We start from the raw sequence: 12,060 nt of genomic DNA, 5'->3' as shown, positions 1-12,060 counted from the left end.
TCATGGGAGAAATGAGCAGGGTACCGGTAAGGCTATTTGGGTCGTGGAAGAGTGTGGAGAGATAGAATTTGAGGGTGAAGTCAGAGATAAGGTGAGTGAAAAAACTCAAATAAAGACAGGTGCAGCTCCGTTTTTGTTCAGTTCTTAATCCTTCTGAGCAGGACCGGCACTTAATACATTAAAAATCTGATAAAGCTGGCAAGAGTGTTTTTCCCGGAGATGATTGCTCAATGGAAATAAACAATAATACATTGACACAAGGGTTTAGTTATCCTGTTAGAGTAGATGATGGTAATAGTTGTCTTAATGCGCACAAGTGTGATGAAGTTGGCGGATCATTTCCTCTGGGGTGCAGAAACCATACCTGGCATGGTGGTATTCATCTTATCACCGATGGTCCTGTTGTGGCAGTGGCAAATGGCGAAGTAGTGGCATACAGGTTCATCGAAGAGGAGTTTACTATAGATGGTGAGCCAATTGAGTTCTCAACAAGCTTTGTCTTGTGTAAACATCAGTATAGGTCGGTATTGGGTAATAGTCTGGATTACTATTCCCTTTACATGCATCTTAATCCCAAACCGGAAGGTGAATTTGTTCCATCATTTTTGCGCGCTCAGGGCTATGAAGCTAACGGTAGCGACAGACCGGTGCCCGGACTGATGCTTTGGAAAAAAGAAAAAAGAGAAGCCACCCATTATTTAATACCATATAAGTCAATTGTGGAAAAGATTGGTCAACCCAATAGTGCGGGTGATCAGGAGGTCAATTATACTACTCCGGCTGGTGAAATTATAAATGGTGTCATACGTAGAACAGGGGAGATAGGAACAAATGATCAGGGTCAATCCTTCATTCAATCTACCGCCAATGGTCCAGTAAATCAGAGAACGGATAAGGAATGGAATGCCTGTCAGGGTGTTTATGGTTTAGCAGTGTACTCCGATGCTCCCGGGGATGCAGCAAATGTGGTATCGTTTATAGAAAACGGTGTAGAGATCTCTTTTGAGCGTATAGAAGATAAACCGGGTTGGGCAGAGCTTAAATCGCCACGTCCTAATACAGTAGTGCCCGGGCCTTATTACATAAAAATTGAGGGTCAGGTAAAAACGATTCCATCTGAGGAGCTTGATGAGTCTAAGCTTGGATCGCTTCACATTCCTGACACTAAAGAAAGACCACTTGTTTCAGCCGGGGATATTGTGGGCTTTCCATCGAACTATTTATCTGTTGATGGTAAAAAATTCTTTCATTTGGAAGTTTTTTCACCAGAGAGAATATCCCAAACCGGTTCTATACTTGATGATCCAAAACTGGAGCGTTTCTTTGCAAAGAAGGGACGCTATGTAATTCCTGCCGGAAGAGATCTTGTACCGGCTACTCTTAAAAATGTTACACTCCACAAGGGTGATTACGTCACTGTTATCGACGATAACAACGGCGGGGAGTATCTCAGAGTCCAGGTTACAGGCCTGGTTCGGACAGTACAACGTTGCTGGCTTGTGCATAAGGGTAAAAAATTCTGCGACCTTTTAAATGGTGACGATAATCACTGGTATACAGTTGGCGATATCCACAAGTTAAGCACCGTGTTTAATGGTTGGGTGACTGACAGCGATACAATATACCTGGTAGAAAAACTGACTGATCCCAACAGGATAGTTCTTTTACCCTGCGCGGAAAAAGAGCAGGCACAGGTATGGATAAAAAGAGAGGTGCTTGGAGAGATTGAAGAGGGTACCAATAAATCCAGACTGATAAAGGATACTCCATGGGTAGTATCACAAAAACCTCAAAGTGAAAAAACAAAGAATGAGACAACAGTTATGCTCGATTCTCCTGATCTTACATTTATCGATCAGGTAAAATACGCCTATCTTGATTCCGATACAATGGTCGACATTACTGACATAGAACCTCAGACACCATTTACATGGGCCGGGTATGAGTGCATGTTTGAGGATCCCGCGAACCACGATGCTTTTGTCGATTTTGAGCATCTTAAAACAATCGCTCGTCTTGAAGATGGAACAATAGAAGAAACAGAAACTGCTCAGCAGTTAACAGAGGCTATTACCAACAGTGATGGTGATTTTAATATAAAAAAGATCTACTCGAAAAAGGAGTGGAGCAGGCGACTTTCTCATCTGATTATTAGAAGTCCAAGTGAATGGCACTATTGTGACAGTAAGTATGCGGAGCTTGGAAAACACTTAGGGTTAGATTCTGAGGATTCAGAGGAAAATAACCCCCAACTTGAAGATACTCTTAATGTAATAAAAAGGTGTTCCTTTTGGGATGAACTAAAGGAGAAGGGTATCTTTGATGGTTATGCGGAGAGAGCACGCGGTGGCCTGGAGGTCTACCAGTTTCACCCCATACTGTTTTTGCACCAGCTATCTGAAATGCAAAAAAGCGGGCTTACATCCGATCAGAGATCGGAATTTTTCGCCCTGATCGGACTGGTACGGGCAGCCGCTGCAGACCGATACGCTGATCCGGATACCTGTAAAGCGCTCTCGGCATGTATGTTTAACAGGTTAGGGAAGTTTGAATGGAGTGACATCGATTTTCTGGCAGGATTAGCAGGCCATACTTCTCTTATCCGACAAACACCAACCGATGAAGAGTTAAATGAAATGTTGCCTCATGTAGCTGAGGTTTTTAAAGCCGGAGAGTGGGCCGGACTTTCGAGGGAGTATGTTCATTTTCAAGCCGCGTCAGAAAATCTTTCTGATCAGCCTTGGGACAGTTCGGTACTCGATACAGAGAACAGTGTAACTGTTGGGGGGATTACCTTTTACAGGTATAAGGTTGACATTCCTAACTTAGCGACAGATTTCACCATAAAAGAGCTTAAACTCGTTTCAGGGGGAGACAAAGGACAGTCTCTGCCCGCTAAACCGGGAATGCCGGTGTCTGTTGAGGCTGAAAATGATGAAATCAGGCCCTATCGTTATGATATTAAGACTTTGCCTCAGTGGGAATTGGAGTATTCCTATTCAATAAGTAATCCCACTGAAAAGATGAAACAATTTGAAGAGAGTATCAAGTGGCAGCTTAGATATGAAAAAAGTGAGGATGGTGAAATCTCCTCGGCTACAACAGATCTCACGCGTAATGGAAACCGAATTCAACTTACACTTCCTTCAGACACTGCCGGGTACACTGTTGAACTGGTGGCGCTGGGAGGAGTTGATTCTGAACCGTTATGCAACCCCTTTACCATTGCCCTGAGAAGAAAAGAGCACCTTGTTTTTAACGGTTCATCTTTGCAGTGGTTTGATGAGGATGGGAAAGAGGTGCCCTTTAAGGTTGACGACACTAACAGTGTTAACGCGCTCAAAGCGTTCACCGGAAGTGCTGATCTGCAGCCGCCTGAAGGGCAGGATAAGGTAAATGAAGGTCCCATTCCCGAAGGTATATGGTGGTTAAAGCGGGATAATCTTCAGTGCATAGATGACCTCGGTTTTTGGCGAGGCACATTTGGCGGAACATGGCCAGGAGGAGTAAAACGTTGGGGCAGGTACCGCTTATGGCTTGAGCACGACCCCGAAACCAAAAATCAGGGCAGAACCAATTTGTGTGTACTTGGAAACGAAAGCAGAAATACCGGCGGCAATATTCACATCTATGACAGTGAGACCGACTTCACCGACATGGAGGTGTTTAAAGAGAATTTTGTAAAGAGAGTGGAGAGCGGTGGAAGGTTGAGGATGCGGGTGAATTATGCTCAGCCTGCCAATTGGAGACCACCAATTGATGATCCTATGCTTTGTTTGTATAGTCAGGGTGGACACTATAAACCATGGCATGGGTCTTTTGGCGAAAATATAAGGGATAATGTTGGAAACCATGCTGGTGTGGATTTATTAGCAAAACCAGGAAAAAAAGTATATGCATGTGTCGAATCTGTTGTTGCGCGTGTTTATACATCTACATCTCTCGCTGGACATGTTGTTGTACTGAAAGTTAAAGACGAAGATACTTTCAAAGAGCTTCGAAATACTGATTACAAACCTACTTATAAAAATGAAGGGGAAGTATTAGATATAAATTTTAATTATGATGGTCCATTCTATCTTGTTTATATGCATCTAAGTAAAAATGATTTTTTCAAACAAGGAGAGGAAGTTGGGCCAAACGATATAATTGGATTAACAGGTATTTCAGGAAGGGGTGGAGCTAATATTAGTACACGTAACCCACACTTGCACTTAGAAATAACCAACGATATAAATACATTTGGATTTGACAAAAGATGTAACCCTTGTATTTATTTTCCGATTAAAACAGAACATGATTTAACACCAGAAGACAAAAGTTTTCAAAATCTTATAAAGGAGACATTATGGCAATAAAACTTTATCTTGGATTATTACTTATATTATCGATAATAATTTTATCATGTAGTAAATACAATAGTAGGCAATCTGAACTAGAAAAGGAAAATATTGAGCTTGGCTTAGAAGATTACCCAAAAAATCAGCTGCTAAATGAAATAAATCAAGGATGTTGTGAAAAAAAGGAATACACAGAAACTAGTTTTAAGAGTGGTATTTATAATTATAGTTATGTTGAAATTGATATAGCTATAGAATATCCATACATCAATTATCAGAATGAATCTTCTTCAATTAACAAAACATTCAAGATAGAAGACATATACGATAGAGGTGAATTAGATATGTGGTATTTCAAGTGCCTAGAATCAAAAGTTTTTTTAGTAGAATTGGATGATTACTACATGTCTGTATTCTTTGTATATAAGTATGCAAGAGGCCATTTATACAATATTGATAATTTTGCCATAGGACAACCTAACGTTGAGGATGAAGGGTTAAAAGAAAAAAACATTGAAGTAAAAATTAAAGAAGGCTCAATGGAAATCACTACCTTTCTGGATGATGAAAAAGATAATAAATATAATTTTGAATTTAAAAACGCTACCGAATTGGAACTTATTCAATAACATCTGTATCATAAACCCAAACAGTTATACTATACTGGGATGTTTGGAACCGCAGAAATAAGAGAAGATCCTTTCCCCGAGTACATCTGGTGGCTTAAGGTTAATCATTCATAGTGCATTAATATGAATCAAATATAAAAAGAGAAGACCAAACACCGCTTATGGCTGGAGCACGACCCCAGCACCCAAAATCAGGACAGAACCAATTTGTGTGTACTTGGAAACGAAAGCAGAAATACCGGCGGCAATATTCACATCTTTGACAGTGAGACCGATTTCACTGACATGGAGGTTTTTAAGAAGAATTTTGTAAAGAGAGTGGAGAGCGGTGGAAGGTTGAAGCTCGAAGTTAATTATATAACTCAAGACACGATACAAGATGACAGTTGGGGTGAATACGTATTATTTGCTAGTAACTTATCAAAAGAAAGGAGAGAAATACTATCAAGAAAAAGTATGCAGATTTTATCGGAAGCAGCATTGAATTCCGGCCACGATAGCATAACGGTAAGTAGTACAATTCGTTATCCTATTCAGCAAGCAAATGCAATGTATAATAATTTGTCCAACGGAAATAGGATTAGGTATGCAGCTCCTGGACGAGCAGTTACAGCTGTTTATGATGAAGGAGTAGAAAGGAATTTAAATAGAGAAACAATTATCAATAATATGGTTACAAAAATAACTCAACTAGCGAAAGAGGGAAAACGCGTATCATTACATTGTGTACCTGAAGAAGTATACAATAAGCTCAATGTAGTAGATATTTCGCTTAATAATCTTAGTGCTGAAAAGTTTATTGAATCTTTAACTAAAAATGAAAAAGTAGTTCGGATACTACACGCCATTAGTAGTATTAAGAATACTGACATTGTACAATATCTTGAAAGTGAGCCTTGTATTCATGTTGAAATTGATCAATTATAAATTACTGTTATTCCTTGCAATCTACTGTTGCAGTGGTAATGAAAAATTGGAAGCATCTCCCGATAAATTATGTGAGAATGAAACCAGTTATCTTCATTATAGTGATCCAGAAGTGGGTTCAGTTTTCGAAAGTGCTATGGAAAATCGTAATTGTGCTGATGAGTTTATCTATGAGGTTGGAGCTTATAAATTAACTAAGTTAGGTAAGGCTTGTTATAATGATGACATGAATGAAATTCTTGAGCTACTTAAGAGTGGTGCATGCTTATACTATTGCTTAACAGACAATATTTATGAATATGATCTGCTCTATACTGGTTTTGTTTTTAATAAATACAAGATCGTAAAGATGCTAATAAATTACGAAGTATACGATAATATTGATCAGATCTACGATGAGAACGCTACAACTCCACTGGTACTGGCATCAAAAGTTACTGACGAAAAGATCGCTATTGAATTAGCAAAAAAAATGATAAAAAAGGGAGCTAATGTAAATGGAATAAGAGAAACTGGCGTGAATTATACTAATTATCCTATTATTTTCGCAGTAAAAAACAATAATATTGAATTAGTCGAACTGTTCATTTCTTATGGAGTCGATATCTATGTAACCGATCATGAGGGTTACACCCCATTGCAATGGTCTGAAAATTTTGGCACACCTGAGATGGTAAAATTACTAAGTTCTGCCAAATAACTGAGTATGTATGTTGGGGTATTTCTTTGTAAAGCATTGATTCTCCTCCTCACCGGACCATGACAGGTCGTTTTGTTAAAAGTACCGCAAGCCAAATATGAATTTTTGTCTCTGGAGCACTGCTTTCTCCTAGCACACCGTTCAAGGTTTTTGATGGAGACCACGCGAGTTGGATGATGGCTGGTTGTTGGGGTACCAAAAGTCAGATTGAAATTTTAAAGAGTATTGGGGACAAATGGCTGAGCAATGATGACGGGTCACCCCGTACCGTCCTTGATGAAGATGGAAAACAAAAAAGGGTAGAACCATTTTGTATAGGAAATAGTTCTGGTATTAATGGTGGTGCTATGAGGCCCCACTCCAGTCACAGGGATGGGACCGGAGCAGATCTCAATCAATCAGATTCAAATCCGATATGCAATACCCTGGCATTCAGATCTGTTTTTGACAGAAACCAGACAGACGAGTTATGTGAACTGCTCATTAATGGAGGAATGGAGAGAATAATTTTTAACTGCCATTACATAATAAAGAGACGAGAAAGAGTTCAGGAGATGGTAAGCCATCACCACCATATTCATTGTGATGGGCCTGGTTTGACGCGTGGACCGATGCGTCAACTCCGTTTTACTTCTTGCGGTGGTTGTAACATTTGGGGCGAAGGTAAATGTCCGGATGAGATTTATAAGGTTTTTCATAGAGGGGAATGGGTGGAGTATGATAATACTACCACTAATTACGCCCCAGGTGATTCCCGAGGAAGAGGGGCCGTTAGACTTTTCGAAGGTAGTGACCTGAACGCATTGACAAAAGCTGAGTGGGAAGAGATGAATGACAACAATACAGAATAAAGAGGAGGTGTAGTATGCATTTATTAATGCTTATATTATCTATTATTATTGTCTCAATAGTAAAAACTCAGGGAGATATGATTGATTGCAGTAATTATGAAGAACTCATATTAAAAAGATTTTCTTTGGAACCGTTTACTGGGCCTAGCAATATAGGAGATTTCCGTTCAGGGAAGCAACTATATCATGGACCTCAAGAGAAAGAGCTTTATCTATCCGATTTTTTTGATGTTGCTTCCGTAACTTCCGCCGAATATATAGAGTGTGAAGAAAAGGTCGCACGCAGCTATTGCTGGACAGATTCGTTAACTTTACAAGTGTATTCAAATGGCGTAGTTGTTAAAAGAGGTCAGAATTATGACCGGTACCTGATTTCAGGTGAGAATGTAATTTTAAACAGTGAAATAGCGATCGGGGATAGTAAAAAAAGAGTTCTGGAAGTACTTGGAATGCCAGATTGGAAGTTTGAGAATGAATTATTTTATTATCGTAAAGCTGAAAGCGACCCAGTTCCAGGAGCACAAATTCCGGAAGTTTCAATCCGGGAGGAACTACCAGTAATTTTAAGTTTTATTGAAGATAGATTGGCTTTAATTAATTGTCCACTAGGTAAACTTTTTTGTGCTGAATAGAGGTTGTGAATACGCTTTAGCTAATATCAGGAGCATTCCTGGTAAAAAGTGTAATAATAAAGTAATAAGTCTAATAATCCGTCTGTAGTTGTTTGCAGGAGTTTAAATCGCATAGTATTGCAGACCAGATTTGAAAGGCTTAAACCCGTTTTCATGCGATAGATTAAGCACTAATTTTGGGACTTTTATCTCAGAAAAAGGTCAACTATAAACCTGTTATCACAGAAGTAGTGCCTTCTTCTATATTTCCCACTCAACCCTTCGGGATGGGACCGGAGCAGATCTCAATCAATCAGATTCAAATCCGATATGCAATACCCTGGCATTCAGATCTGTTTTTGACAGAAACCAGACAGACGAGTTATGTGAACTGCTCATTAATGGAGGAATGGAGAGAATAATTTTTAACTGCCATTACATAATAAAGAGACGAGAAAGAGTTCAGGAGATGGTAAGCCATCACCACCATATTCATTGTGATGGGCCTGGTTTGACGCGTGGACCGATGCGTCAACTCCGTTTTACTTCTTGCGGTGGTTGTAACATTTGGGGCGAAGGTAAATGTCCGGATGAGATTTATAAGGTTTATTGGAGGAAACAGTGGGTGGAGTATAGTAACACGAGTGAGTACGAAGAAGGTAATTCTCGAGGTGTTGGGACCATTAGACTCCTGAGGCAGGGTACAGGTGATTTGAACGCTTTGACAAAAGCAGAGTGGAATGAAATGCAGAAAAATGGTACAGACTAATGAGGAAGGGTAGTATGCACTTAGTACTTTTCACAGCAATGGTGTTTCTTTCTTTCATAAAAGCTCAGGGAGACGCATTTGACTGCAGCAATTATGAAGATCGTATAATGAAGAGGTATTCGCTGGGACCATTTTTGTATGATGGGGGCCTAGATTTTGGTGAACTGTTGTACCGTGGTCCTCAGGAACAAGAGCTTTATCTATCCGATTTTTTTGATGTTTCCTCCGTGACTTCTGCCGAATATATAGAGTGTGAAGAAAAGGTCACATTGACAGTTGAAACCTGTTGGGTAGACACCTTTACTGTACAAATATATTCAAATGGGGTCATTGTTGAAAGAGGCCAGACGATTGACTGGTACCTAGTTTCGGGTAAAGATGTGGATTTAAACAGTGAAATAGCGATCGGGGATAGTAAAGAAAGAGTTTTAGAAGTACTTGGAAAGCCACGACAAATGCATGAAAACCGATGGTTATATACCTGTAATGCTGTAAGTGCGGGCGGGGGAAAGAAAACAACCGTAGCTTTACGCTTTATTGATGGTAGACTGGGTTTAATTTCGGTTTATATCGGTTATTGTTTGGAATAGGTACTATATCTAAAATAATCCGAAATAGTTCCTGGTAGGGATGTTACGTTGGGGTGTTTTAAAGGTAAATTCAAGTCCTCCTCCTCACCGTAACATGACAAATCGTACCCCTTTAAACCCTTTCCACCTACCAATAAAAAACGTATTGTTTAGACCACAGGCGCGACAGGAATTCGGATTTCCGCACTCGCAGCACACGGTTCAAGGTTTTTGATGAGGATGCGAGTTAGATGTTGGCTGGTTACCGGGGAACAAAAAGTCAGATTGGATAAAACAGATCTCAATTGCTCAGGTTCAAATCCGATATGCCATACCGGCGAATTCACATCTGTTTTTGACAGAAACCAAACTGATGAGTTATGCAAACTGCTCATTAATGAGGGGATTCAGAAAATTCAATTTAACTGTCATTACATTATAAAACAACGTGAGAGAGTTCAGGAGCTAATAGGCCATAACGATCATATTCATTTCGATGGGCCGGATTCCAATGGACATGATCCACTGCTGCAAGGCCGCTCTACTTCTTGCGGTAATTGTAATATTTGGAATGATAAGTGTCCGGATAGAATTTATAAGGTTTATGATGATAACTATGGATGGAGAGATTATGATAATACCACTAAATACGCAGCAGGTCGTTCGAGAGGCAATGGTGCCGCTGCACTTTTTCAAGGAAATAATAAATTAAGGTGTTTGACTATAAAGGAATGGGAAGCGATGAATAATAACAATAAAGAAAATGCGGAGGTTTAGCATGCAATTGATACTTATCATAATTGTGGTAATTGCTTCAATGGTAATGGCACAAGGAGACATAATTAACTGCAGCAACTATGAAGAACTGATATTGAAAAGGTTTTCCTTGGAACCGTTTAAAGGCAAAGAGGGAGATTTCCGTTCCGGAAAAATATGGCACTCTGGTCCGCAGGAGAAAGAGCTTTATCTATCCGATTTCTTTAATACTTCCTCTGTTATTTCCGATAATTTTGTAGTGTGTGAAGAAAAAAAGACGTATTATAGTATCTGTTGGACCGATACTGCAACAGTAAGAATATATTCAAACGGCGTAGTTGTTCAAAGGGGTCAGACTTATGAGCGGTACCTGATCTCAGGAGAAAATGTAAATTTACATAGTAAAATACAGATCGGAGACTGTAAAGAAAGGGTTTTGGAAGTACTTGGGAAACCTCGGGGTAACTTGTATTTACAGGGTAAAAACAGGTGGACTTATACTAGTAAAGCCGAATCTGATCCATTTTCAGGAGCATTATATCCAGAATATGATCTCGTCCATGAGGAAATGGAAGGACGTGTACCAATAACATTATTTTTTATAGATGATAGATTGTCTCTAATTGATTGTCAAATATATATAGATTTATGTGAGGAATAGAATAGTGGAAAGAGCGATATCGTAAAACCTATTGATTGATTTAGATTTTTTAGGGAAAAATACAGAAACAACTCTTTGTTTCTGGAGTTTATGAATTTCAGCAACAAATCGCTTTAGAAGAGGATGCCAATGTTGAGAGTAATGAAGATATTTAATATTTCAATAATCCTATTTATATCGTATACCTATGGTGAGGACTGTTTTGATATTGGTGCTGTATTAGATTCATCATTCAGTAAAGGTCGACCTATAGGGAAAAATGAGCAGTTAAAAATGGTTTCCTGGGAGCAATTTTTGGATACAACACATGTCGAAGATTACAAGCTAATTTGTAGTAGAACTGGGAGGCAAAATCCTGCTTGTAATATGGATACTCTAACTTTGTATAATTATGAAAATGGTATTTCTAAAGAACATGGAAAATACTCAATTCGTTATATTTTATATAAAGATTTTCCTGAAACTCCCAATAAATTAAAGCCTAGTATGAGTAAAAAAGAAGTAATTGAAATATTAGGCCCACCTGGCCTTGAATATAAAAATCAGTTAACATATAGGACATTCAATACGACTTCTTTGTGGTTCTGTAGTCCTAATGGTAACTTAATAGAGGGAAGAAGGCAATTGCCAGAATTTCTTTCTTTGGGTATGAGTATGGAAAAAGTACTATTAGAGCTAACACAAAAAGGTTTTACTGAAGGCTATGCCCCAGGGCAAAAGTTATTCAGTGTTGATGGTGAAAGCATCAATTTAGTAGGAACTAACGAGGTGTTTATATACTTCAAAGATAATGCATTAAGCCTGATTACTCATACAACTCGTTGGGAATGTCCTGAGTAGATGATGAATCACATGTGAGTACATCTATTTATATAAGAAGTACACAAGAAGCACAACTGTATTTGCAGCCATTTAGTATAGAAAATATTTCTGGTATAAACGGTGGTGCTACAGTCCTCCACTCCAGTCAAAGGGATGGGACCGGAGCAGATCTCAATCAACCAGATTCAAATCCGATATGCAATACCCTGGTATTCAGATCAGTTTTTGACATAAATCAGACCGACGAGCTGTGCAAACTGCTCATTGAAGCGGGAATGAGGAGGATAATATTCAACAAGTAAGATATAATAGCGAATGGGATGATTATGACGAAGAAGAAAATTATATAAATAAAGGAAATGGAGTAGTGAGGTTGTTTGATAGTAGTAACCAAAAAATAGCTTTAACAAAAGCAGAATGGGAAG

12 protein-coding genes are annotated in these 12,060 nt (G+C 39.0%); all 12 read left to right on the top strand.

Annotated elements, in window-relative coordinates; genetic code table 11:
* Positions 1–230: 230 nt before the first annotated feature.
* Positions 231–4,358, top strand: coding sequence for a M23 family metallopeptidase (locus QA601_18310; GenBank protein ID MDG5817057.1), 4,128 nt, complete (start codon positions 231–233; stop codon positions 4,356–4,358).
* A complete protein-coding gene (locus QA601_18305) occupies positions 4,349–4,969 on the top strand; it encodes a hypothetical protein (protein ID MDG5817056.1) in 621 nt (206 codons plus the stop codon). The genes QA601_18310 and QA601_18305 overlap by 10 nt, the downstream gene beginning before the upstream one ends.
* A 336-nt stretch (positions 4,970–5,305) precedes the next feature.
* Complete coding sequence (locus QA601_18300) at positions 5,306–5,896, top strand: hypothetical protein (GenBank protein ID MDG5817055.1); 591 nt, start codon at positions 5,306–5,308, stop codon at positions 5,894–5,896.
* Positions 5,874–6,596 carry an ankyrin repeat domain-containing protein gene (locus QA601_18295; protein MDG5817054.1) on the top strand — a complete coding sequence of 241 codons (723 nt, stop codon included), beginning with the start codon at positions 5,874–5,876 and terminating at the stop codon, positions 6,594–6,596. The genes QA601_18300 and QA601_18295 overlap by 23 nt, the downstream gene beginning before the upstream one ends.
* 173 nt (positions 6,597–6,769) lie before the next feature.
* Positions 6,770–7,447, top strand: coding sequence for a hypothetical protein (locus QA601_18290; protein ID MDG5817053.1), 678 nt, complete (start codon positions 6,770–6,772; stop codon positions 7,445–7,447).
* Positions 7,448–7,461: 14 nt separating this feature from the next.
* Entirely contained in the window at positions 7,462–8,079 is a 618-nt protein-coding gene (locus QA601_18285; GenBank protein MDG5817052.1) for a hypothetical protein, read from the top strand.
* Between the two features lie 388 nt (positions 8,080–8,467).
* Positions 8,468–8,827 (top strand): hypothetical protein, encoded by a 360-nt coding sequence (locus QA601_18280; GenBank protein ID MDG5817051.1) that lies wholly within the window; start codon positions 8,468–8,470, stop codon positions 8,825–8,827.
* 14 nt (positions 8,828–8,841) lie between these two features.
* A complete protein-coding gene (locus tag QA601_18275) occupies positions 8,842–9,417 on the top strand; it encodes a hypothetical protein (GenBank protein ID MDG5817050.1) in 576 nt (191 codons plus the stop codon).
* A gap of 213 nt (positions 9,418–9,630) precedes the next feature.
* Entirely contained in the window at positions 9,631–10,173 is a 543-nt protein-coding gene (locus QA601_18270; protein MDG5817049.1) for a hypothetical protein, read from the top strand.
* Position 10,174: 1 nt separating this feature from the next.
* A complete protein-coding gene (locus QA601_18265; protein ID MDG5817048.1) occupies positions 10,175–10,813 on the top strand; it encodes a hypothetical protein in 639 nt (212 codons plus the stop codon).
* Between the two features lie 129 nt (positions 10,814–10,942).
* Positions 10,943–11,653, top strand: a complete 711-nt coding sequence (locus tag QA601_18260) for a hypothetical protein (GenBank protein ID MDG5817047.1) — start codon at positions 10,943–10,945, stop codon at positions 11,651–11,653.
* Between the two features lie 14 nt (positions 11,654–11,667).
* The gene (locus tag QA601_18255; protein MDG5817046.1) at positions 11,668–11,937 is read left to right on the top strand and encodes a hypothetical protein; all 270 of its coding nucleotides are present in this window, start codon (positions 11,668–11,670) and stop codon (positions 11,935–11,937) included.
* Positions 11,938–12,060 lie beyond the last annotated feature (123 nt).

This window comes from Chitinispirillales bacterium ANBcel5 (assembly GCA_029688955.1).
Lineage (GTDB): Bacteria > Fibrobacterota > Chitinivibrionia > Chitinivibrionales > Chitinispirillaceae > Cellulosispirillum > Cellulosispirillum alkaliphilum.
Note: the sequence above shows the minus strand (reverse complement) of the source record. Positions and strands in the feature narration are given on the sequence as shown.

What these genes read in the sequence shown, in the direction of transcription:
- QA601_18310 (MDG5817057.1), top strand. Translation starts at nt 231, where the DNA reads ATGGAAATAAACAATAATACATTGACACAAGGGTTTAGTTATCCTGTT.
- QA601_18305 (MDG5817056.1), top strand. Translation starts at nt 4,349, where the DNA reads ATGGCAATAAAACTTTATCTTGGATTATTACTTATATTATCGATAATA.
- QA601_18295 (MDG5817054.1), top strand. Translation starts at nt 5,874, where the DNA reads ATGTTGAAATTGATCAATTATAAATTACTGTTATTCCTTGCAATCTAC.
- QA601_18290 (MDG5817053.1), top strand. Translation starts at nt 6,770, where the DNA reads ATGATGGCTGGTTGTTGGGGTACCAAAAGTCAGATTGAAATTTTAAAG.
- QA601_18285 (MDG5817052.1), top strand. Translation starts at nt 7,462, where the DNA reads ATGCATTTATTAATGCTTATATTATCTATTATTATTGTCTCAATAGTA.
- QA601_18280 (MDG5817051.1), top strand. Translation starts at nt 8,468, where the DNA reads ATGGAGAGAATAATTTTTAACTGCCATTACATAATAAAGAGACGAGAA.
- QA601_18275 (MDG5817050.1), top strand. Translation starts at nt 8,842, where the DNA reads ATGCACTTAGTACTTTTCACAGCAATGGTGTTTCTTTCTTTCATAAAA.
- QA601_18270 (MDG5817049.1), top strand. Translation starts at nt 9,631, where the DNA reads ATGAGGATGCGAGTTAGATGTTGGCTGGTTACCGGGGAACAAAAAGTC.
- QA601_18265 (MDG5817048.1), top strand. Translation starts at nt 10,175, where the DNA reads ATGCAATTGATACTTATCATAATTGTGGTAATTGCTTCAATGGTAATG.
- QA601_18260 (MDG5817047.1), top strand. Translation starts at nt 10,943, where the DNA reads ATGTTGAGAGTAATGAAGATATTTAATATTTCAATAATCCTATTTATA.